This window comes from Pilosibacter sp. YYHA0881, from assembly GCF_051602715.1.
GTDB lineage: Bacteria > Bacillota > Clostridia > Lachnospirales > Lachnospiraceae > Alitiscatomonas > Alitiscatomonas aceti.
Genome location: NZ_CP175657.1, coordinates 3,199,813 through 3,222,655, shown reverse-complemented (window position 1 = coordinate 3,222,655; position 22,843 = coordinate 3,199,813). Strand labels below are relative to the sequence as shown.

The following is a 22,843-nucleotide window of genomic DNA, read 5'->3' as shown; positions in this document are numbered from 1 at the left end:
CCTCCAGGGCCTTCACGTTCCTTTTCTTTGCGGGATCCGTCCCGCCCGGCTGTATTTATTTCCCGATAGCAGAGAAATCAAATACGACCTTTAACATATCTCCCGGATTGTTGGCAAAATCCTCAAAGGCCTTTGCAGCCTCATCAAAGGGATATACGTTGGTGATGATCTTCTCCAGGGGAGCCTTTCCAGCGTTCACAATGTCGATCAGCTCCAGGAAATCCTTCTTTAATGCGTTTCTGGAGCCGTAAACGTTCAGCTCCTTTTTCTGGATCAGCGTGAAGTTGAAGTCCAGGTTCTTCTTTCCAACTCCAATGAGCACCATACGGCCGCCAAAGCAGCAGGCGTCAATGCAGTTCTGGAAGGTGGACGGAAGGCCCACCGCCTCGATGGTAACGTCAAAGCCGTTGCCGTCTGTGATCTCGTTCACTCTCTTCTCGAAGTTTTCCGGAGAATCATTTAAAAGTGTTCCGTCTACGCCAAAGTCCTTTGCCATCTCCAGCTTTCCGGCAGATACGTCGGAAATGTAAACAGACGCGCCCTTGGCCTTGGCTGCGATGGCCGCCAGAACGCCGATGGTTCCGGCTCCCACTACCAGGACCTTATCTCCCTCTTTTACGTTGGCCCGGCTCACGCCGTGGTAGCTGATGCAGAAGGGCTCGATGGCTGCCAGTGTCTTTGCATCCATGCCCTTACCGTCGTACACACGCTCGATGGGCATTGTTATGTATTCCTGGAAGGCGCCGTCTCTCTGGCAGCCCATGGTCTGGTTGTCCATGCAGGCGTTTACGGTGCCGTGCTGGCAGGAATAGCAGTGGCCGCAGTTGAAGTACGGGTTGCAGGTCACGATCATTCCCTTCCTGATCCCATAGGCATTGTTCTCGTCGGCCTCGATGACCTCTGCGGAAAACTCATGGCCCGGGATCCTGGGATAATCGAAGTATGCGAAGGTCCCGCGGTAGGAGCCCAGATCACTTCCGCAGATCCCGCCGTAAAGAAGCTTCAGTAAAACTTCGCCTTCTTTTCTCACCGGCATTTCCACGTCTTTGATCTCGACCTGGCCGGGAGCGTTAATGTACATTGCTTTCATGGTTCATTCCTCCTGTGAATGATATATTGATACCTCATCGGTTTCATTTTGTATTCTTTGTTGTATACATCAGATTATAGACATCTTCTGCCAATATGTCAATATGGAACCGACTATTTTCTTCTGTTCTGTACATTTTAACAAAGCATTCTTCTGTGTTTTGTGCATTCCGCTGTGTTCTATTTTGTTATTCTTTTAACATTTCAGCACCTTGAAAATTCTCCGATTCTATGGTAAACTTCTGTTATATACATCAGCGCTTATTTACGTGTCATTTTTCATCATAAGGAGTCCCATATGCCGAAAACAAATCTGAAAACCTTAGCATACAATAAGATACGCCAGAAGATCGTCACCTGCGAATACGCTCCCGGCACCTTTTTAAATGAAGAGATCCTGACGGAAGCCCTGGGCTTAAGCCGTACACCCATCCGGGACGCTTTAAGCCGTCTGGAGCAGGAGGGGCTGATCGAGATCCGTCCCAAACGCGGGATCACTGTTAAATCCTTAACGGTCAGTGACATCAACATGATCTTCGAGGTACGGAATCTGTACGAGCCTTATATCCTGAAAAATTACGGCTCCCTTCTCCCTGTGGAACGGCTTCATGGATTTTACGATATTTTCCTCCACACCGATTCCAACAGCGAATGCTTTAAAAACAACGACTATTTTTATGAACTGGATTCTGATTTCCATTTGATGATCGTCCGATCCTGTCCCAACGTTTACATCCAGAACAATTACAGTCTGATCCTCACCCAGAACGCCCGGTTCCGCTACATGACGGGCAACGTTTCCAACAACCGTCTGGAGGACACCTTTAAAGAGCATCTGGATATCATCCGCCCCTGCCTTCAGAAAAACTGGGACGAGGCCGCAGAAAAAATGCTGTATCACCTGGAGGAATCGAAAAAATCCACCTTCCAGCTGATCTTCGACGGCATGGACAACGGCACCATTAAATTCTGACGCCTCCGGCCCTGCAGCCGCAAAAAGGCCGCAGACCGCTCCGGCAGCTTTCGCTGTCCCGGACCGGCCTGCGGCCTTTCCCGTTCTTTCTTTTTTGTTCTTAAAGGCGTTCTCCGATCAGAGCCGTCAGCTCATCCATGGTGGACACCGTATTGATATCGTTTCTCAACGCCGCAGAATTGGGATACCCGGCCGTATACCAGGCCACATGCTTTCTCATTTCCCGCATCCCCGCTGTCTCGCCTTTGAATTCCAGCATCATCTGCCCGTGGCGCAGGATCATGACCTTAAGCTCATCTGAGGACGGCCTGGGAGGCTTTCTCCCTGTTTCCAGGTATTCTGCGATCTCCCGGAAGATCCAGGGATTCCCTTTGGCTCCCCGGGCCACCATGATACCGTCGCAGCCGGTCTCCTCCACCATCCGCTTCGCATCCTCCGGCGTGAACACGTCTCCGTTTCCAATGACCGGAATGGATACCGCCTCCTTGACCTGGCGGATGATGTCCCAGTCCGCCTTTCCCGAATAATACTGCTCCCTGGTACGGCCGTGGACGGCAATGGCCGAAACACCGCAGCCCTCAGCGATCTTCGCGATCTCCACAGCGTTGACCGATGAATCGTCAAAGCCCTTGCGGATCTTCACCGTCACCGGTTTTTTAAGGGTGCGCACCATGGCGGAAAGGATCTCCTCCACCAGCTTCGGGTTCTTCATCAGAGCCGATCCCTCTCCGTTTTTTACGATCTTTGGGACCGGGCAGCCCATGTTGATGTCGAAAATATCGTAGGGCCCCTCTTCCAGCTCTCCTGCGATCTTTGACAGGATCTCCGGATCTGACCCGAACAGCTGAAGGGACACGGGCCGTTCCCTGGGATCCACCTCCAGAAGCTCCTTTGTATTCCTATTTTTATACAGCACCGCCTTGGCGCTGACCATCTCCATACATACCAGACCGCAGCCCTGCTCCCGGCACAGCACCCGGTAGGGAAGGTCCGTCACCCCGGCCATGGGAGCCAGGATCACGTTGTTGTCCAGGGTCACATTTCCGATCGTCAGCTTCATGGTACCAGGGCTCCTTCCGCGTTCACATAGCGGCCATCGTCCACATACGTATTGGTCTGCATGACGCCGGTCTGCTGGTCAAAATAATACCAGATCCCCTGGGAATTGACCCAGCCGATGGCCATACTGCCGTCGGCATTGAGGAAATAATATTTTCCCTCCTTCAGAAGCCAGCCCGTCTGCATGGCTCCCACGCTGTTTAAATAATACCATTTTCCATTGACCATCTGCCAGCCCGTCTGCATGATCCCGTACATGTCCAGCAGATACGTTTTCCCGTCCACATAGCCCCACTGGCTGGAAACAGGCTGCCCGTCAGATGCCAGCAGCCTCCATTTCCCATCCTCCAGCTTTTCCCAGGTCCCTCCCCGGTAGGTGCTGAATATGTAGAGGGAACGTTCCTGATCCTCCAGGTATTTTTTCGCCGCCTCGGAGTTGGGGCCGCCGGACAGGGCCTCTTCCTCTGTCTGTCCCTGGTTCCCCATGGGATTATTTCCCACCTCTCCGGGACCGGCCCCGCCGCTCCAGCCGTTGTCATAGGCCGGATTGTTGGCTGTCTGGCCGTTATATATGATCACCTCATGGTCCTCCATGCCGGGACCAAAATTAAAGGCAAGGGCATCGGCGGATACGGTCCCCATGGACAGGGCCCCCGCAAGGACCGCAGCCAGGACCGCCTGCCTTCCCATTCCATTCTTCCGATCACGCATCCGTCTCCTCCTCTGTTTCCAGGTCCGCCAGGCTGTCTCCCAGGAATACCACCCGGTAATACAGCTCCAGGGACTCCAGAAGTTCCTTTTTCTCCCTCTGGTACTGGCGGATCTTTAAGCCGCTGCCGATCTCATCAAATAAATAGTCCTTATCGTCAGCCTGGACCTTAAACTCCAGCTCCCCCTCCGGCGTAAACTCCATGGTCAGGACGCCGCCGATGTCCTCGGTGAACAGCACGCACATGATCTGCAGCTCTTTTTTTATATGATCCGGCAGCGCCTTAAAATCCTGGTTGAAATAATACTTCTGCTCATAGGAGCTGGCTCCGCAGAGGACTATATTTTCTGTCCCCGGAAGAAATTTTAAGATCTCAGAGATCTGCCGGATCTGGATATCCGCCTGGCTCTGGTCAAAGCCGAACCGGTCATCCTCCAGGGCTGCCACGGTCATCCCGGCCGCCTTTCCTGCCTGGATCCCCACCGTGGAATCCTCCACCACAAAGCACTCCTCTTCCGGGATCCCCAGGGTCTTGGCCGTATAATGATAGATCTCCGGATTGGGCTTGCTCTGCTTAAACTGGCCGCCGCTGACGATCAGATCAAATACGGGACGCATCCCCGTCTCCTCCATGATCCGGGCGATCAGCTTCGGGCCTGTGGAGGAGGCCAGGGCCACCTTGTAGCCGCGTTTTTTTAATTCCATGGCCGTCGTGTAGGCCTCGGGCCGGAAGATCTTTTTATAGTCCACCTGGCTGTAAATATCCAGGACCGCAAATTCATCCCGCAGCTCCTCCCAGGTCTGGCCGTTGTCCACTGCATTTTTCATTACCGTCCAGCTGTCCTTCCGGCTGAGGCCCACCATGGGGTTTAACTGGTCCATGGTCACCTCCGGATTCTTTTTCCTGGCAAACTCCAGAAGGTAATCCATATATACAAACTCGCTGTCCACGATCACGCCGTCCATGTCAAAGATCACGGCGCTTATCTTCTTATGCTCCATTGTTTTCTATCTCCTTGTTTCCAACTATGATGGCTTCCGATATTATAGCAACTGGAAGGCCAAACTGCAAGAGCGGGTTTCCCGGAGCCTGGACTTCCTGGCCTCCAAAAAAAACCGCCCCTCCCGGCCTATGCCGGATACAGGCCGCGGATCTTAAGGTAGGACAAAATACATTCCACGCAGCCGTCCGTACCCAGGACCCCGGAATTCAGCATCATATCATAGTTTTCCACGTTCTCCCATTCTTTTCCTGTGTAATACCGGTGATAATCCCGCCGTTCCCGGTCCATGCGCCGGATATTTCTGGCGATCTCATGTTCCTCATAATAGCCCTTTTCCCGGATCCTCTGGATCCTGGCCTCCATGTCCGCGTAGATGAAGATCCTCACCAGCCGCTCGGTTCCCGCCAGCACATGGTCGGCGCAGCGGCCAATGAAAATACAGGATTCCTCCTGGGCCAGACGCCGGATGACCGCAGACTGGAACCGAAACAGATTGTCGGCGGATACCAGGTCGGAGCCTGTGGAAGGGGACGTATTTTCCGGGATCAGGGACTGGACGATCTTATAAAGCAGCTTTTTTCCCGCCCGCTCGTCGGCCAGGTGAAAATAGCTTTCCCGGATCCCGCTCTCATCGGAAGTCATCTTCAGTATCTCTTTGTCATAAACGTCCAGGCCCATCCTCTGGCCCAGCTTCTTCCCGACTTCCGCTCCGCCGCTGCCGTACTGGCGGCCGATGGTGATGATCAGATTCTGTTTTTCCATAAAAGCGCCCCCTTCTGTTGTTTTTCATGAAAATTTCAACGTGTTTACATCTGTTTCTGACAGCTTTATCATACCACATTCCCCACTGGATTTTAAGCCCTTTTTCAGGATCTTGTGATCAGAGTCCCGTAGCCCAGCCGCCTCAGACGGCGCTCCATCTGCACCGCGTTGTCCATCTCCCGGAACGCCCCGGCCCGCACATAGAAAAGGCCGTCCTTTACGGTCATAAAGGCTGGAAAGCCCTGGTCCTTCAGCTCCTGAAGCTGGGCCTCGGCATTGGAGCGCAGCCGGAATACCCCGGTCTGCACCATATAAAATCCAGGGACCTCCCCGCTGGCCGCCTGGTCCTCCCGGGCCTCCAGCTCCTCAAAGGTCTCAAGGATGCCGTCGGCGATGGCATCGGCTGTGGCCGCCAGATTGGCGTCAAAAAAGGCGTTGTCCTTTTCATTGTCAAGAAATCCGGCTTCCACCAGCACCGCCGGCATTTTCGTCCGGCGTAGGACCACCAGGCCTGGTCTCTCCTTGACACCCAGATCTGTCCAGCCCACAGCCGCCAGCTGCCGACCGATGTTTTTTCCCAGCAGTCCGGCTGTGCCGGAAGAAGAAAACACCAGATTTTCGATCCCCGAGCCAGTTCCCGGCACCGGCATGGCATTCCTGTGGATGGACACAAAAAAGTCTGCGCCCGATTGGTTTCCCATGGCGGCCTTCTCATAGGGGGTGTCGTATACATCCTCCACCCGGGTGTAGGATACCTGGATCCCCCGGCGCTCCAGAGCGCTTCCCAGGTCAAAGGCCAGTCTTAAGGTATCGTTTTTTTCCTTCCTTCCATTATATACGGCTCCCGGCTCCGGTCCTCCATGACCGGCGTCAATGATGACCTTTCTGTTCTCATTCATAAAATCTCCCCTTTTTCGTTTCTGTAAGATTATTCTATGATAAAAGGGGAAAAGTGGATCCGCCAGACCCGGAACAGGCCTGGGGACCGGGAGGAAAGAAGGAAAAATCTGTCTGTATACATGCCAATCCGCAGCTGTCTGTGGTATAATGTCTGTAAAACAGACATTATACCATCGCGCATCTGGTTTCTGCGTTCACCGCAGGAAACCAGGCGCTCAATTCCCCCGGAGGGATACCATGGCGCATCTGGTTTTCGCGTTCACCGCGAAAATCCAGGCGCTCAAATCTCCCGGAGGGGTACCATGTCCGGAGGACATGGTATAATGTCTGCAAAGCAGACATTATACCATCGCGCATCTGGTTTCTGCGTTCACCGCAGAAAACCAGGCGCCCAATTCCCCCAGAGGGATACCATGTCCGGAGGACATAGTATAATGATGCTGGCAGGCCAGAAGGCCAGAATCGAAGATCATAAATAAAGAACCACAGGAGGTAACCCATGAAAAAAATAGGTGCCATCACCGTCGGCCAGACGCCGCGCACAGATCTGATCCCTGAGATCGCTCCCATCCTCGGTGACTCCATCGAGATCATCCAGATGGGCGGACTGGACGGACTGACAAAGGAGGAGATCCAGACCATGACTCCGGCTCCCGGCGATCATGTGCTCGTATCCCGCTTAAAGGACGGAAGCTCCGTTTCCTTTGGAGAGTCCCATATCCTGCCAAGGCTTGAGGCCTGCATGGACCAGCTGAAAAAGGACCAGGTCTCCCTGATCCTCTTCCTCTGCACCGGAGAATTTCCCGACACATTCCAGGCAGACGTGCCGTTAATCTTCCCCAGTAAGATCCTGACATCCATCGTTTCTGCCATCCATCCGCACCGTCTGGCCGTCATTGCTCCAGTAAAAGAGCAGCTGCCCCAGATGCAGACCAAATGGGCAGGCTGCGCCGATTCTGTCTATGGCCTGGCCGCCTCTCCCTATGATGGCATAGAGGCCGTGGCTGCGGCTGCCCGCAGCATCCCCTCCGACGCCGATCTCATCGTCCTGGACTGCATCGGCTACACCGTGGAAATGAAGGAACGGGTCCAGGCCCTCACCGGAAAATCCGTGCTTCTCCCGCGGACCCTGGCGGCTCGGGTGGTGAAGGAGCTGGCGTAGACTGGTTTTTGAATACAAAAAGCCGCCGACAGAGGGCAGGAGCGATCCATATCCATCACTCCTGCCCCCTGTTAAACCAGGTCTGTTTTCCTTTTCTCTTATCCCTTTAAAGCGCCAGACGATCTTCTGTCTTTGGACAGTAATTCCTGGGCTTTCCGCGGTATACGATTCCCATGATCACACCCATTGCCAGTGACGGGATGACCCAGCCAAATCCATCTGTGAACAGCGGGATATAGGATAACACGTCATACAGTCCCGTGAAATTCGGAAATACTGCGATCACGCCGTCTAAGAATCCGAAAAATGTGGATGTATATACAGCCCCCTTGTAAATTCCATCATTGGGAATCCACTTATCCACAAAACCAAGCACTGTCAGGACGATCAGCGGCGGATATATGGTAAGGAAGATCGGGGTCACGTAATTAATGATATTGGTAACACCAAAGGTTCCTGCCACTGCGCAGAATACACAGATCCCGCGGATCAGCCACTTATAGGAGATCTGGACGCCAAACTTTGTACGGCATAAGTCCACAAAGAATGCAGCGGCAGAGGCAGCCAGAGTCACAGAGGTGGTAAGGCAGGCCAGGGCAACTACGATCCCAAGGCCGACCTGACCGGTCTTTCCAAAAATATTTAATGCAATACCGGATAACAGTGCCGTCCTGGATATATCAGCCGGATATAAGGATCCGCCAGTGGCTCCAATATAGGTGAGCGCCACATAGATCGCTGACATTACGACAATACAGACGATACCAGCCATAAATACGCCTTTTTTCAGATCAGCGCCTATGTATCCCTTCTCTTCCAGTGCATAGATAAAAACATGCGCCAGCATTAAGGTCGTGGTCAGATCTCCAACCTTGTATCCCTCCAGGATCGAGGAGACAAACGGTTTTGCAAGCACAGGATCCGCGATCTCACCGATCGGCGTGATGATTCCCTTCACAAGGATGATGCCGATGATAACTACCAGCGCCGGTGTCAGATATTTTCCAACCTTGTCGATGACTGACTCCCTTTCTCTTGCAAAATAATACGTCACAGCAAAGAAGATCGTCACTGTAACCCAGATCGGGCAATTAGGGAAAATGCTCTGTACGCCCACTTCATGGGTTGTGGCTCCTACACGGGGAAGTGTGGATCCCACGCATACGAGAAGCACTGAACAGCACGTAAGGATCGTATAAAAATTCGGAGATACATGGTAGGTCAGGAATTTGGCATGATCCCCCACACAGTTTACCGCCCATGTTCCTAGAACCGGAAGAACGATTCCCGAAAGAAGGAGCCCCAGGGTCGCCGGAACCCAGTCTGTTCCCGCCGTCAATCCCAGGATCGGCGGAAAAACAAGGTTTCCAGCTCCAAAGATCGTTGCAAATAAAGCCAGGCCGACGATCCCGGCATCCAGTAATAAATTACCCTTTTTCATAAACATAAACCCTCCTGTCCTTTATTCTGCGCTGTAACACAGTTCTCCGCCAATATAGGTCTTCAGTACGCGGATCTTCGGGATCTCTTCCTCCACACAGGTAAAGTAGTCCTTATCCGTCACCACGAAATCTGCCAGCTTCCCGCATTCCAGAGACCCCAGTTCCTTCTCTTTAAACATACTGTACGCCGCTGTCGTTGTATACGCCCTAAGGGCCTGGAGCCTGGTAAGGGCCTCTTTATAAGGCTTTTCCTCAAATGTATTGGTCCCGCGCTCACTGAGCCGCGTTACAGCCGTATGCATGGATTCAAAGGGGTTCATGGTAGAGCACGGAGAATCCGAACCGTTGGTCACGATCACGCCTTTTTCCACCACAGTGCGCCAGATGTAAAGGCGTTTTAACAGTGCGTCCGGAAGGATCCCAGGAATCACATCCATATCCAGGGATAACTGGAGGAACTGGGTGGAGAAAATGATCCCATAGCTCACGATCCTTGCCAGATCCTCATCCGACGGCAGATGGCAGTGCTCGATGCAGAACCTCCGGTCCTTATGCAGGCTGTCTGCAAAAGCGGTCTCATAGCAGTCCAGGATCTGCTTGATGGATACGTCCCCGATGCTGTGGATACTGATCTGGACATTCTTTTCGTCTGCCCGCTTAAACAGCCGGATCATTTCTTCATCCGTAAGGATCCCAAAACCGCGCTTTCCCGGCTGGTCTCTGTAATCCCTGGATATCCATGCACTTCTTGCTCCAAATGCGCCGTCTCCGAACAGCTTTATGCTGCGGAGCGTGAACTTTCCATGGCAGAGATCAATGTGCAGGCCATCCTTAAAGCAATCGTCAAAATATTCATCCTGTCCGGCGAGGGCCTCATAATAACGGATCTTAAGTTCTTCCTTCTCAAACAATTCCTTTTCAAGCGCCACTGCGCTGCGTCCGCAGTCAGTGCTGGATGCCGTGACAAGGCCCGCTCCTTTATTCATCACAGCGGTGATGCCGAACCGGAGGGCTTCTTCCTCTGCCATTTTGAAATGAGAGACTGTATCCTCCCTGGTATCCTCCGGCAGTACACCTTCGATCGACTTGCACCCGCCGTCAATGAGAACCCCCAGAAGCTTTCCTTCTTCATTGACCGGGTATTCCTTGGGATCCAGCTTGCTCACTTCATCCAGATGAAATCCAGCCAGCTCCAGCGCCAGGCTGTTGCACCAGAACGCATGACCACAGCAGCGGGTCAGCTTGACCGGATGATCCGGACATACCGCATCCAGATCTTCCTTTGTCGGGAATTTTCCATCCCAGCTGTCCTGGTTCCATCCCATGCCTGTGATCCATTTTCCCTTTTCCAGGCTCTGGGCTCTCATCCTTACCTCTTCCAGAAGCTCTTCCTTTCCTTTTCCTGCCGCATCGATGGCTACCATGATCGCGCCCGTCATATCCATATGTACATGGCAGTCGCACATTCCAGGCAGCACCGGACAGCCCTTCAGATCCTCCAGCTCCTGGTCCGGAGCCATCTCCTCCATCAGCTCTTTTGTTGTCCCCAGCCTGACGATCCGTCCGTCCTCTACGGCCATGGCCTCGTAAACAGTATTGTCCGGATCCATGGTATAGATCCTTCCATTTACATAAAGCGTACTCTTTTTCATTCTCCCTCTCCTCTCGTTTTTATTTCCCCGGCTTACTGTAACAGTCTTGATGCCATACATATAAAGCAACTTCCATGCCAAACAAAAAAAGCCATACATTTACCATTTTTTCGCTCAAAATAGACAATTTTTCACTCCCGTCATTGACTTTTTTGTGATATATGTATAATATATTTGATATCTACTGTATAAATATTTTTACAAGCGAAGGCAGACAGCCATGGAATCATATTTCCGGGAGGTTTTTTCATGCTTGAGAACTATATTGACCAGATCATCACCATGGGCACTCTGGCGGATTCTGTTACGATCATTGACGATCAGCAGATCATCCGCCACTTCCAGCCCTTCAATCCAGATATAGTCCCCTTTACTGCTTCAGATGTGGTCGGAACGCATTTCCGTTCAACGTTTCTGGATGTGGATCCTGCGGACAGCGGAGTGCTGAGGGCTCTCCATGGAGAATCTACTATCAGCAGGGCATATACCCACCTGCTGTTCAATGGTCAGCGATCCAGCGGCATTGAATCGATCTTCCCGATCCGTATGGGGGATTCGATCATCGGCTCCATCAGTGTAAGCCGCTTTTTAAGCAGTCCCAACCGCTTCCTTGATGTGAAGGACGATCCGTCCGTCTCTCCAGACCTGGCAGAAATCCCGGATATGATCGGCAATTCTCCCGCCATGCAGACTCTGAAAAGACAGATCCTCCGGGTTGCCCGTACCGACGCAAATGTTCTGATCTGCGGGGAAACAGGGACAGGAAAGGAGTTGGTGGCCCATGCGGTCCACACGGCCAGTCCCAGGTGTAAACGCCTTTTCTACCCGCAGAACTGTGCGGCCATCCCCTCATCTCTTCTGGAAAGCACCTTTTTTGGTTCAGAAAAAGGGGCATACACAGGCTCCGTACACTCCAAAGGGATCCTGGAGCAGGCCGATGGAGGCACCGTTTTTCTGGATGAGATCAACTCCCTCGATCCGGCCGTCCAGGGAAAGATCCTGCGGGCCCTGGAGACCAAAAAGCTCCGCCGTCTGGGAGGCACCAGGGAGATCCAGAGTGATTTCCGTATTGTTTCAGCCATGAACGAGGACCCCTTCGCCTGCATGAGATCCGGGAAAATACGCAATGACCTGTTTTTCCGCCTGAGCACAGTGATCCTGGAGGTCCCCCCGCTCCGCCAGCGCCGGGACGATATCCCCCTGCTGGCTGAATATTTTTTAAAAAAATTCTGTCCCCAGGGTCCCGGCAAAACACTGTCCCAGGACACTGCCGCCCTGTTATCCGGCTACCACTGGCCCGGCAATGTCCGCGAGCTGAAAAATGCCATTGAGTACGCCTGTATTTTTGCAGAGTCCTCTGAGATCACTCCAAAAGATCTTCCCAGCTATATCACCCGTACTGCTCCCGCAGACAGCGCCGGATGTACCGCTGGCCCGGCCCCATCCTCTGCCAGTCTTAAAACTCTGATGGAGCAGTATGAAGCAAATCTCTTAAGCCGGCGCATGGCTGCCTGCGGCAACCGCTCCCGCCTGGCCCGGGAACTGGGCATCACCCGTCAGACCCTTTTAAACAAGCTTTCCAAATATGGACTCTTATAGAAAAAACACCGGCTCCGCTCCCTTTAAAAGGGCTTGCGGAGCCGGTGTTTTCCAGCTCACTGCTTCTTCAATTTTCTCTACTTCCCAGCCTCCGCATAAAAGCATGCCGCCTTATGTCCGCCAAAGTCCCGCATTTCCGGCCGGGACTTTCCGCACTCCTCCGTGGCCATGGGACAGCGCCCCTTGAAGGGACAGCCCGCCGGGGGATTGATGGGCGTGGGCAGCTCGCCCTCCAGCTTGATCCGGGACCGGGACTTGGCCACGTCAGGATCCGGAATGGGAATTGCCGACAGAAGGGCCTTTGTATACGGATGGATCGGATGCTCGTATACCTGGTCCGCCGGCCCCTCCTCCACCAGATGGCCCAGATACATGACGCCGATCCGATGGGAAATATAGTTGACCATGCTCAGATCATGGGCCACGAACAGGTAGGAGATCCCCAGCTCGTTCTGTATCTCCTTTAAGAGATTGATGATCTGGGCCTGGATGGAAACGTCCAGAGCTGAAATGGGCTCGTCACAGATGATGAATCTGGGATTCAGGGCCAGGGTCCTGGCAATGGAGATCCTCTGCCTCTGGCCTCCGGAAAACTCGTGGGGATACCGGCGGATATGGTCCGGCTTTAAGCCCACGGTCTTTAAAAGCTCTGCGGCCCGGTCCTCCCGGTCCTTGGAGGAATCTAAGATCCCGTGGATCTCCATGGGCTCTTTAATGATCTCGCCCACGGTCATTCTGGGATTTAAGGATGCGTAGGGATCCTGGAAGATCATCTGCACCTCTTTCCGGAAGTGCTTTTCCTCCTCCTTCCCCAGCCTTGCGATATCCTGGCCCTTATAAAGGATCTTCCCTCCGGTGGCCGGGTAGATCTTTACCAGGGTGCGGCCCAGAGTGGACTTTCCGCAGCCCGATTCTCCTACCAGGCCGTAGGTCTCTCCCTCGCCCACATAAAAGCTCACGTCGTCCACAGCCTTTACGATCTGCTTCGGGGAAAACAGGCCCTTGGTCACGTCAAAATGCGTCTTTAAATGGTCAACCTGAAGAAGCGGGGCCTTCTCTCCTGCCGCTTCCTTTCTGATCTCTGCATCAGCCATGGTTCTCCCCCTTTCTCCTGTTGGCCTCCTCCAGCCAGCAGGCGCACTGGTGGGTGGCGGAATATGTAGTCACCTCCGGCATATAGAGCTTACATACCTTCATGGCCTCCGGGCACCGGTCCACAAAGGGACATCCGGCCGGCGGCTTTAAAAGATCCGGCGGAGAGCCTGCAATGGGCTTCAGCTTCTCCTTCTTTTCCGGATTGTGGACACACTGTAAAAGTCCCCTGGTATAGGGGTGCTTCGGATCGTAGAAGATCTCCCGGTCGCTGCCGGATTCCACGATCTTTCCTCCGTACATAATAAGGATCCGGTCACAGAGACTGGCCACCACACCCAGATCGTGGGTGATCATGATCACCGAGGAATTCATTTTTTCCTTCATATCCCGGATCAGATCCAGCACCTGGGCCTGGATAGTCACGTCCAGGGCCGTGGTGGGCTCGTCGGCAATGATGAGCTTCGGATTGTTGGCCAGGGCAATGGCAATGATGATCCTCTGGCGCATGCCGCCGGAAAATTCATGGGGATACTGGTTCAGCCGCTTTTCCGGAGACGGGATCCCCACCTGCCCCATAAGTTCAATGGCACGGGCACGGGCTTCGGCATCCGTCACCTTCTGGTGATTTTTAATGACCTCTGTGATCTGCTTTCCGATCTTCACCACAGGATTTAAAAAGGTCATGGGATCCTGGAAGATCATGGCCATCTGATTGCCGCGGATCTGATCCATGGCCGCCTCATAGGCCTTATGGTCCGGGAAGGCGCTTTCTGTGATCTCCTGTCCATTTAAGGAAACGCTGCCGCCAGTGATGGAGCCGTTTCCGGCCAGAAGGCCCATGACCGAATACATGGTCACGCTCTTTCCGCTTCCGGATTCACCTACAATGCCCACAGCCTCCGATTCTCCCACAGAGAAGCTGATGTCCCGCACCGCATGGACCGTACCCTGGTCGGTATGAAAGTCTACACACAAATTTTTTACGTCCAATAATGCCATGGTACACCTCCTAACGGTTCTTGGGATCCAGCGCTTCTCCCACGCCGTCGCCGATAAAGTTTAAGGAAAGCACGGTGAGGCAGATGGCAAGCACCGGCCACACGATCTGTAAGGGATAGCTCTGGATCACCGATCTGGCCTCGCTGGCCAGGGTTCCCCAGCTGGCCTGGGGCAGGGAGATGCCGATTCCGATGAAGGCCAGGAAGGACTCGGTGAAAATGGCCTCTGGCACCATTAAGGTGGTGGAAACGATGATGGGGCCCATACAGTTGATGATCAGATGCTTAAACAGGATCCGGAGCTTTCCGGCGCCGATGACATAGGCCGCCAGGGCAAACTCCTGCTGCTTTAAGGTCTGCACCTGGGTACGCACCTGCCTGGCCATTCCGATCCAGGAGGATACGCAGATGCCTAAAAGCACAGAGCCGATGTTGGAGCCGAATACCATCATGATAAGGATCACGTAGAGCATGGACGGGATGGAATAAATACAGTCGATGATCCGCATCATGACCATGTCCACCTTTCCTCCCACAAAGCCGGAGATGCCGCCGTATACCACGCCGATGATCAGGTTTAAAAATGCAGCCACAAAGCCCACAGCCAGGCTGATCCTGGCTCCGAACATCAGGCGTACCAGGATATCCCGGCCCAGCTTATCGGTCCCCAGAAGGTGGGACGCCGACGGAAGGGCGTTGCGCAGGTCCAGATCCTGGGCGTCATATGTATAAGGGGATACCATGGGTACAAAAATGGCCAGAAGGATCATGATGGATAAAAATACCAGACCTCCCAGGGCCAGCTTATTCTTTTTAAAGCACCGCCAGGCGTCCTGCAGATAGGTCTTGCTCTCCATGGCGATAAATTCCGTATTCTTCTCGCTGTCGTCCAGTTTTTCAAACATGGAATCGTCCAGGAGTACCTTTGTCTCTTCCATTTTACCGCCTCCTATCTGCCAAGCTTGATCCGCGGGTCGATCATCGCGTTGGCTATGTCTGTGATGATGTTTGCAATAATAATGAACGCTCCGTAAAGGATCGTCAGGGCCATGATCATGGTATAGTCACGGTTGGTGATGCTGGTGACGAACTCCGCGCCGATGCCGGGAATGGAATACAGGCTCTCAATAACGAAGCTGCCCGTAAGCAGGGTGGCGATCATGGGGCCCGCATAGGTGATCACCGGGAGCATGGCATTTTTTAAACCATGGCGCAGGATCACCAGCTTTTCCGGCGTACCCTTGGACCGGGCCAGAACCATGTAGTCCTGCTTCATCACTTCACGCAGGCTGGAGCGCACCAGCCTGGCGATCATGGAGATGGGGGCAAAGGACATACCCACGGCCGGAAGGATATAGTGGAGGGGACTGTCCAGTCCCACAAAGGGAAGCCACTGGAGCACCACGCCGAACAGAAGGAGCAGCAGCACCGACAATAGGAAGCCGGGCATGCTGACTCCCGCCGTGGCGATGACCAGTACCAGGTTCGCCAGCCATTTTTTCTTCGTAAACGCCGCCACAGTCCCCAGAAAGATCCCTGTCACCAGGGCAAAGGTGATGCTGACCGCACCCAGGCGCATGGTATAGGGAAGGCCGTTTTTAATGATCTTATCGATGCTCTTTCCCTTTCTGTAAATGGATACGCCGAAATCGCCCTTGGCGGCATTTTTTAAATACATCACGTACTGCTCAGACACAGGCTTATCCAGTCCATATTTTTCATAAAGCCGCTCCTTCACCTTGGCCGGAAGCTTGCTGGTCTCTCCGGCAAAGGGTGAGCCGGGGATCACATGCATCAGGAAAAAGGTGACAGTGGCCAGAAGGAACAGGGTGAAAGCGCCCACTGCCAGGCGCTTTGCAATATACTTTAACATTCGCTTTTTTCTCCTTTAAGATACAGATCAAACCAGCCGTTCATCTCCTGTAAGCGGCGCATCCGGTGCAGGGGCTTTCCGCTTCTGGAGAGCTCATGGTTCTCTCCCTCGAACAGCACGGCCTTAGAGGGTACTCCGTGGTATTTGATGGCCGCGAACATCTGCATTCCCTCTGACAGGGGGCAGTTATAATCCTTTAAGGAATGGATGAACATGGTCGGCGTCTTTACCCGGTCTGCGTAAGCCACCGGAGAGCGCTCCCACAGCTCCTTGGGAGCCGTCCACGGCGTCTTTCCTCCGTTTTCGTTGACGTCAAAGGAAAATCCGATCTCGCTGCAGCCAAAATCACTGAGCCAGTTGGAGAAGCTCCTCTGGCTTACGGCAGCCGCGAACCGGTCCGTGTGGCCGATGATCCAGTTGGTCATCCAGCCGCCGTAGCTGCCGCCGGTGACACCGATCCGGGCCGGATCGATGGCAGGATACTGTTCACATACGTGATCCACAAACTCCATGAAATCCTGGAAGTCGATGGTGCCGTATTTTTCTCTCAGATCCGCGAACTCGTCGCCGCGGCCGTCGCCGCCCCTGGGGTTGCAGAGCATGACGAAATATCCATTGTTGGCGAATACCTGCATCTCATGGAACATGGTATTTCCAAAGGCCACTCTGGGGCCGCCGTGCATATCCAGGATCGCCGGGTACTTCTTTGAGGGATCGTAATCCTTGGGAAGGATCACCCAGCCGTCGATGTCCACGCCGTCGGAATCCGTAAAGCCCGCCGGATGGAGCTCACCCACATACCGGTCCTTTAAGGCCGCACCGTTAAGATCAGAAATCTGGCGGTATGTATGAGAGACAGAATCATAGAGGTAGATCTCCTGGAGCTTTCCGGGCGTTCTTCCCACCATGGCGAAGCCGCCCTCCACCTGGCAGAAGCATTCCACGGAGCCGTCAAAGTCCACTGCCGTGGAAACACAGCCGTCCTTTGCGGAAAGCACCGGTCCCCTGGTGCGGGCGCAGGAGGTAAAGTACGGGATACCTTCCTTCACCAGGAATTTTTTTCCTCCTCCCAGGGAGATATCCCCAGTGGGAACAGAGCCCACAGAATTTCCGTGCTTTGCAAAAAGCGCTGCTTTTCCATTTTCCCATACGTAAAGATCCGGATACTGGCCGCTGCCGTATTTGTCCATGGTGCTTCCGGCAAAGAACACCTTCAAGTCCCGGCCCTCTCCGCAGCAGCCGAAAAGACCGATGTGCATGTCTCCGTCCTTCACGTATTCCGTAGTGGTCTTTGTCCGGCAGTCGTAGCCGTACATGCCGTTCTTCATGGGCAGCACCTGGTCATAGGAAACGCCGGTGTACACAATGGTCTCCCCGGAAATCTCAAAGCCGCTTACGGCAAACAGGGGAGCTGTCACCCGCTCACAGACTCCTTCTGCTTCCTGGTAAGTAAACAGGGTATTTCTGAACCTGGACACAAAATATGCGCCGTTCTCCCAGTAGGGAAGCTCCTCGATGATATGGTAGTCCTGGTATTCCTTCAGGCCGTCCTCGTCCTCCGGCTTATTAAGATCCACTGTGGCGGAAAATACGTAGGAGCCATCGGCCATTTTTTTCATGTCATTGACGGAATATGGGATATCAAAGGCCCGTTCTGCCTCTCCTCCCTTTAAGGAAAGGCGGTAGAACACCGTCTTTTCCTTTCCGTCCTTTGCCTTGTCCTCGTGTTTTCTCACTGAGGAGAACAAAAGCGTATCCTCGCTGTCAAATAAAAGATGGGATTCCGCGCCAAAGGAAGTCAGTTTCCTGACTTCCCCTGTGCAAAAATCCGCGATATATGCCCATGAATCATAGCTGTTCTTTTCCTTATTGGCCTGCCTTGCCAGGAAAGCCGCCTTTTTCCCCGACGGGGATGCCACGATCCCCGACAGAAACTTATAATCCAGTAAATCGCTGATTTTTAACTTTTCCATGACCGTTTTTTAGTCCTCCTATTCAAAATATCCGTAAGAGTAGATCGGAACATCGCCCGGCGTCATGTAAACGCCCTTCAGGTTCTCTTTCTTTAATGCCGGCTCGTTGAAATCAAATAACGGGATCACATATACCTGCTCCTCCACCAGATACGTTTCGATCTCATGGAGCTTGTTCATATATTCAGTCCTGTCAACGATCTTTGTCACGTCTGTCATCATCTGGTCGTAGGTATCGTCCGCCACGGCCGCCACCGGCTGCATGGCCTGGGTCCACTGGTTTAAGAACTCGGACGGATCGTTGGTGCACATAAGCGCATAACGGGCCATCTCAAAGTCGCCCTGGTCGATCTGGTCGTAGAACACGCCGGACTCAACCACTTCCAGCTCCACATTGACGCCCACGGCCTTCCACATCTGCTCTAACATCTGGGCCACATCGGCGTGGATGGAGTTGTTGGAATATTTATACTTTAAAGTCAGGGGATTGGATTCGTCATAGCCGGCTTCCTTTAAGAGCTCCTTGGCCTTTTCCGGATCGTATGCCTGGTAAAGCTGCTTTGCATCTCCTTCTTTACGGAAATCGTCCTCTGCTCCCTTCATTCCAAAAGGAACGTATCCGTAAAGGGGCGTATAGAAGTTGCCGGCATTGATGGCCTTCACGATCTCGTCCCGGTTAATGGAAATAGCCAGGGCGCGGCGCACATTCACATCCTTTAATGCCTCCGGTCCCTTTTCCCCGGAGTTTAAGTCGATGGAGTATACCGACTGCTGGGGACGGTTCCACAGCTCATTCTGGTTCTCATAGGTGGAAACGATGGAGGCGCTGATGGCCAGGGCCGCATCCAGATCGCCGGTCTTGAAGGCTGCCGCCTGGGCATCCATATCGGGCATTACCTGGAAGGTGATCTCATCCACCGTTACATTCTCTGCATCGTAGAAGCTTTCATTTTTTGTAAGGACCACCTTCTCATTCTCATTGCAGTAGTCCAGCACATAGGCGCCAGTCACCGGGTATCCCGGCTCCACAGCCCACTCAGAAAATCCGGCCTCTGCCACATCCTCTCTTAAAGGAAGGAAGCCGCCGCCGCATAAAAGGCCTGTGAAGAATGCACAGGGTGTTTTTAAATGATACACCACCGTTGTATCATCCAGAGCCTCCACACCGGCAAAGGAGAAGGTCTCCAGATCCACCTCTGTATCTGCCAGATACTCTTCTGCGCCTTCCAGATAGCGGACCATCTTATCTGTAACGAAGCCGTTTTCTGCACCGTAGGTCAGGTTCCTGTTGATCCCAAAAACAAAATCGTGGGCTGTAATGGGCTCACCATCGCTCCATACCAGGCCGTCCTTTAATTTGATTGTATAGGTAAGGCCGTCCTCGCTGACCTCCGGCTCTCCGGCTGCCAGATCCGGCACCACGCTGCCGTCCTCTAATTTTTTATACAGACCGGCATACATATGAGCCAGGGCATACCGATTGACTGTCTCCGTGGAAAGGCCCGGATCCAGAGTCGTAAACTGCTGGCCAACGCCGACGGTAATGGAAACCGGCTCTCCGTCTCCCTTTTCTGCCGCAGAGGTATCTGCCTCTTTGGATGTTTCTTTGGATGCTTCTTTTGATGTCTCTCCGGACTGGGAGCTTCCGGAATCACCGGAGCCGCTGTTTCCGCATCCGGCCAGAAAACTCATACACATGGAAGCCGCAAGAACGGCTGAAAGGACCTTCTTTTTCATATCTGCTCTCCTCCTTATGTCACTGTCTGAATGTTTATGCATGCTATTATACGACTATATGAATAAAAATGCAAGCACATTTTATAAATATAATAGCCCCGGAACAGTCTTTTCTGCATTTTCCTGCATAACTGACTGTTCCGGGGCTTAAAATATACGGATTATTCCTGGATCTGGATCCCTCTGGGACCTACATGAGTCGCAAATACGATCTGGGTACTGGTCTTTCCAAATTTCTGAAGCTGTCCCAGAAAGGTATCCAGCTTCATGGTACTTTCAAAGGCTGCTTTCATGATCACCGAATATTCACCGGTCACACTGCTGCATTCCAGTATATTCGGTATGGACTCTGCATATTTGTAAAATTTATTCTTGTCCTCCGGCTGGACGTTCAGATTGATGTACGCCAGGATATGGTATCCCATCCGGATAGGGCTCACCTTTGCCTCATAGCCCAGGATGATCCCGTCGTTCTCCATCCGCTCGATCCTGGCGGATACTGCCGGAGAGGATAAAAATGTTTTTTCTGCAATGGTCTTTAAGGAAAGCCGTCCATTCTGCTGCAGAAGCTTCAGGATCTCCTTATCTACACGGTCGATCATACGTTATTCTCCTTTAAACCGATCTCGCCATGGTACACCTCCACGGCCGGACCAGTCATATAGACCCGGTCGTTCTCCCGGTCCCAGCGGATATTTAAAACGCCTCCCAGAAGCTCCACATCCACCTGGCTTCCGGTCTTTCCGTTTAAGGCGCAGGCCACAGCCACGGCGCAGGCTCCGGTGCCGCAGGCCAGGGTCTCTCCCGAGCCCCGCTCCCAGACCCGCATGATCACATGGCTCTCATCCACTACCTGGACGAACTCTGTGTTAGTCCTTCCCGGAAAGCGCTCATGGGACTCAAAGGCCGGTCCGATCTCCTTCAGATCCATCTCCTTCACTCCGTCCATGAACACCACTGCGTGGGGATTTCCCATGGAAACTCCTGTAAACGCATATTCCTTTCCCAGGACCGTGATGGCTTCCCCGATCTCTGAGGTCTGCTCCGGACGGCCCATATCCACGGTCACCGTCTCCACTTTTCCGTCTCTGACATGAAGGCTTAAATGGCGGATCCCCGCCAGAGTTTCCACGTCGATCTCTGTTTTATCCACAATGCCATGATCGTAAACGTACTTCCCCACACAGCGGATGCCGTTGCCGCACATGGTCCCCTGGGAACCGTCCAGATTATACATATCCATCTGGCAGTCTGCCTTCTCTGACGGCTTTATGAGGATCAGTCCGTCAGAGCCGATCCCGAAATTCCGGCTGCTGACGAACCTGGCCGTCTCCTCCGGATGTTCCACTGTCTCCTCAAAGCAGTTTACATAGACATAGTCGTTTCCCAGTCCCTGCATTTTTGTAAATTTCATTTTTCTACTCTCCGATATGCTCCATCCCCTGGGCGAGGATTGTTTCTATGTGGCTGTCTGCCAGGGAATAAAGAACGCTCCGGCCATCCCTGCGGAATTTTACCAGACGCATCTGCTTCAGGATCCGGAGCTGGTGGGAGATCGCCGACTGGCCCATATTTAAAAGGCTGGCGATGTCGCAGACGCACAGCTCCGACTGGCTTAAGGCATAAAGGATCCGGATCCTGGTGGAATCCCCGAACACACGGAAAAATTCCGCCAGCTGCTGGAGCTCGTCTCCCTGGGGCATCACGTCCATGACCTGCTTTACCACCTGCTCGTGGACGTGGATAAAATCACAGTGGGGGGCTATTTTTTCGTCCTCTTTTCTTCCCATTCTCTTCCCTCTTTTAGCGGACCAGAAGCTTACTGATCTCGAACTGCTCCTCTGAGATATCCTTCGTCATGTTCAGCGCTTCCTGGATATCGTAATCCACAAACCGGCCGCCTCTGTACGCTACGATCCGGTTGCTCTTTCCTTCCCATAAAAGCTCCGCCGCCTTGGCTCCCATAATGGAGGCGTAGACACGATCCTTACAGGTAGGGGTGCCGCCCCGCTGGATGTGGCCGATGATGGTGGCCCGGGTCTCGATCCCTGTGGCCGCCTCGATCCGTCTTGCCATGGACGTGGAGTGGCCGATCCCCTCGGCGTTGATGATGATGTGGTGTTTTTTGCCGCGCTTTCTGTTTTCAATGATGCGGTTGATGAGATACTGCTCATTGCCATCATACCGCTCTGGAAGCAGGATATCCTCGGCTCCGTTGGCGATCCCGCACCACAAGGCAATGTATCCCGCACGGCGGCCCATTACCTCGATGATGCTGCACCGCTCATGGGAGGTGGACGTATCCCTTACCTTATCAATAGCCTCCATGGCTGTGTTGACAGCTGTATCAAAACCGATGGTATAATCGGTACATGCGATGTCAAGGTCAATGGTTCCCGGAAGTCCGATGGTATTGATCCCCAGGGCAGAAAGTTTTCCCGCTCCCCGGAAGGAACCGTCACCGCCGATGACAACGACTCCGTCGATGCCATGCTTCCTGCAGATCTCTGCACCCATCTTCTGGCCTTCCTCCGTCTGGAACTCTTCACAACGCGCTGTATAAAGGATCGTGCCTCCCCGGTTGATGGTATCGGCAACGCTGACGCTGTCCATATCCACGATCTCTTCCTGGAGAAGTCCCGCATATCCTCTCATGATGCCCTTTACCTTGAGGCCTTTATTGATGGCCGTCCTTACGACTGCACGGATCGCCGCGTTCATTCCGGGCGCGTCGCCGCCGCTTGTCAGTACGCCGATGGTCTTAACCTCTTTTTTTGCCATATGTTCATTCCTCCAAATTACCTGCATGCTCATTG

General features: G+C 53.3%; 21 protein-coding genes and 1 pseudogene. 3 read left to right on the top strand and 19 right to left on the bottom strand.

From position 1 onward, the window contains the following. Positions 1-55: 55 nt before the first annotated feature. Positions 56-1,090 (bottom strand): zinc-binding alcohol dehydrogenase family protein, encoded by a 1,035-nt coding sequence (locus tag ACI6NM_RS15190; protein ID WP_158359449.1) that lies wholly within the window; start codon positions 1,088-1,090, stop codon positions 56-58. Positions 1,091-1,387: 297 nt separating this feature from the next. On the opposite strand from ACI6NM_RS15190, the gene ACI6NM_RS15185 reads away from it, so the two are divergent. Continuing rightward, positions 1,388-2,062 carry a GntR family transcriptional regulator gene (locus ACI6NM_RS15185; RefSeq protein ID WP_262427222.1) on the top strand — a complete coding sequence of 225 codons (675 nt, stop codon included), beginning with the start codon at positions 1,388-1,390 and terminating at the stop codon, positions 2,060-2,062. Positions 2,063-2,162: 100 nt separating this feature from the next. On the opposite strand, the gene dusB is transcribed toward ACI6NM_RS15185, so the two are convergent. From dusB to ACI6NM_RS15155, 6 genes and pseudogenes are all read right to left on the bottom strand, one after another. Next, complete coding sequence (gene dusB / locus ACI6NM_RS15180) at positions 2,163-3,122, bottom strand: tRNA dihydrouridine synthase DusB (RefSeq protein WP_262427223.1); 960 nt, start codon at positions 3,120-3,122, stop codon at positions 2,163-2,165. Further along, positions 3,119-3,832 carry a hypothetical protein gene (locus tag ACI6NM_RS15175; RefSeq protein ID WP_262427224.1) on the bottom strand — a complete coding sequence of 238 codons (714 nt, stop codon included), beginning with the start codon at positions 3,830-3,832 and terminating at the stop codon, positions 3,119-3,121. The genes dusB and ACI6NM_RS15175 overlap by 4 nt, the downstream gene beginning before the upstream one ends. After that, complete coding sequence (locus tag ACI6NM_RS15170; protein ID WP_262427287.1) at positions 3,825-4,202, bottom strand: DUF6145 family protein; 378 nt, start codon at positions 4,200-4,202, stop codon at positions 3,825-3,827. Before ACI6NM_RS15170 ends, ACI6NM_RS15175 begins: the two co-directional genes overlap by 8 nt. Positions 4,203-4,277: 75 nt before the next feature. Continuing rightward, positions 4,278-4,832: pseudogene (locus ACI6NM_RS15165) on the bottom strand (HAD family hydrolase); the annotation flags it as partial. A 128-nt stretch (positions 4,833-4,960) separates the two neighbouring features. Beyond that, complete coding sequence (locus ACI6NM_RS15160; protein ID WP_158359442.1) at positions 4,961-5,596, bottom strand: cytidylate kinase-like family protein; 636 nt, start codon at positions 5,594-5,596, stop codon at positions 4,961-4,963. A 104-nt stretch (positions 5,597-5,700) separates the two neighbouring features. Next, a complete protein-coding gene (locus ACI6NM_RS15155) occupies positions 5,701-6,495 on the bottom strand; it encodes an N-acetylmuramoyl-L-alanine amidase (RefSeq protein ID WP_262427225.1) in 795 nt (264 codons plus the stop codon). A 500-nt stretch (positions 6,496-6,995) separates the two neighbouring features. On the opposite strand from ACI6NM_RS15155, the gene ACI6NM_RS15150 reads away from it, so the two are divergent. Next, positions 6,996-7,658: an AroM family protein gene (locus ACI6NM_RS15150; RefSeq protein WP_215653189.1), complete on the top strand. Its 663-nt coding sequence runs from the start codon at positions 6,996-6,998 to the stop codon at positions 7,656-7,658. Between the two features lie 106 nt (positions 7,659-7,764). Here the strand turns inward: ACI6NM_RS15150 and ACI6NM_RS15145 are convergent, their stop codons facing one another. Both ACI6NM_RS15145 and ACI6NM_RS15140 read right to left on the bottom strand, forming a co-directional pair. After that, positions 7,765-9,099: a branched-chain amino acid transport system II carrier protein gene (locus tag ACI6NM_RS15145; RefSeq protein WP_262427226.1), complete on the bottom strand. Its 1,335-nt coding sequence runs from the start codon at positions 9,097-9,099 to the stop codon at positions 7,765-7,767. A 21-nt stretch (positions 9,100-9,120) separates the two neighbouring features. Continuing rightward, positions 9,121-10,752 (bottom strand): amidohydrolase, encoded by a 1,632-nt coding sequence (locus ACI6NM_RS15140; protein WP_262427227.1) that lies wholly within the window; start codon positions 10,750-10,752, stop codon positions 9,121-9,123. A gap of 249 nt (positions 10,753-11,001) precedes the next feature. On the opposite strand from ACI6NM_RS15140, the gene ACI6NM_RS15135 reads away from it, so the two are divergent. Further along, the gene (locus tag ACI6NM_RS15135) at positions 11,002-12,351 is read left to right on the top strand and encodes a sigma-54 interaction domain-containing protein (RefSeq protein WP_262427228.1); all 1,350 of its coding nucleotides are present in this window, start codon (positions 11,002-11,004) and stop codon (positions 12,349-12,351) included. Between the two features lie 77 nt (positions 12,352-12,428). On the opposite strand, the gene ACI6NM_RS15130 is transcribed toward ACI6NM_RS15135, so the two are convergent. The 10 genes from ACI6NM_RS15130 to pfkA all read right to left on the bottom strand — a co-directional run bounded on the left by ACI6NM_RS15130 (position 12,429) and on the right by pfkA (position 22,808). After that, positions 12,429-13,445 (bottom strand): ABC transporter ATP-binding protein, encoded by a 1,017-nt coding sequence (locus ACI6NM_RS15130; protein ID WP_262427229.1) that lies wholly within the window; start codon positions 13,443-13,445, stop codon positions 12,429-12,431. After that, positions 13,438-14,445: an ABC transporter ATP-binding protein gene (locus tag ACI6NM_RS15125; RefSeq protein ID WP_158358583.1), complete on the bottom strand. Its 1,008-nt coding sequence runs from the start codon at positions 14,443-14,445 to the stop codon at positions 13,438-13,440. The genes ACI6NM_RS15130 and ACI6NM_RS15125 overlap by 8 nt, the downstream gene beginning before the upstream one ends. A 10-nt stretch (positions 14,446-14,455) precedes the next feature. Beyond that, a complete protein-coding gene (locus tag ACI6NM_RS15120) occupies positions 14,456-15,382 on the bottom strand; it encodes an ABC transporter permease (protein ID WP_022273381.1) in 927 nt (308 codons plus the stop codon). An 11-nt stretch (positions 15,383-15,393) separates the two neighbouring features. Next, entirely contained in the window at positions 15,394-16,317 is a 924-nt protein-coding gene (locus tag ACI6NM_RS15115; RefSeq protein WP_022273380.1) for an ABC transporter permease, read from the bottom strand. Next, positions 16,311-18,290 (bottom strand): alpha/beta hydrolase family protein, encoded by a 1,980-nt coding sequence (locus tag ACI6NM_RS15110; RefSeq protein ID WP_262427230.1) that lies wholly within the window; start codon positions 18,288-18,290, stop codon positions 16,311-16,313. The genes ACI6NM_RS15115 and ACI6NM_RS15110 overlap by 7 nt, the downstream gene beginning before the upstream one ends. Positions 18,291-18,308: 18 nt before the next feature. Continuing rightward, positions 18,309-20,027 carry a peptide ABC transporter substrate-binding protein gene (locus ACI6NM_RS15105; RefSeq protein WP_262427231.1) on the bottom strand — a complete coding sequence of 573 codons (1,719 nt, stop codon included), beginning with the start codon at positions 20,025-20,027 and terminating at the stop codon, positions 18,309-18,311. Positions 20,028-20,188: 161 nt separating this feature from the next. Continuing rightward, positions 20,189-20,629, bottom strand: coding sequence for an Lrp/AsnC family transcriptional regulator (locus tag ACI6NM_RS15100; protein WP_022273377.1), 441 nt, complete (start codon positions 20,627-20,629; stop codon positions 20,189-20,191). Further along, positions 20,626-21,441 (bottom strand): diaminopimelate epimerase, encoded by an 816-nt coding sequence (dapF, locus tag ACI6NM_RS15095; RefSeq protein ID WP_262427232.1) that lies wholly within the window; start codon positions 21,439-21,441, stop codon positions 20,626-20,628. The genes ACI6NM_RS15100 and dapF overlap by 4 nt, the downstream gene beginning before the upstream one ends. Before the next feature lie 4 nt (positions 21,442-21,445). Further along, a complete protein-coding gene (locus tag ACI6NM_RS15090) occupies positions 21,446-21,817 on the bottom strand; it encodes an ArsR/SmtB family transcription factor (protein WP_022273375.1) in 372 nt (123 codons plus the stop codon). A 13-nt stretch (positions 21,818-21,830) separates the two neighbouring features. After that, positions 21,831-22,808, bottom strand: coding sequence for a 6-phosphofructokinase (gene pfkA, locus ACI6NM_RS15085; RefSeq protein ID WP_022273374.1), 978 nt, complete (start codon positions 22,806-22,808; stop codon positions 21,831-21,833). Positions 22,809-22,843: the final 35 nt, after the last annotated feature.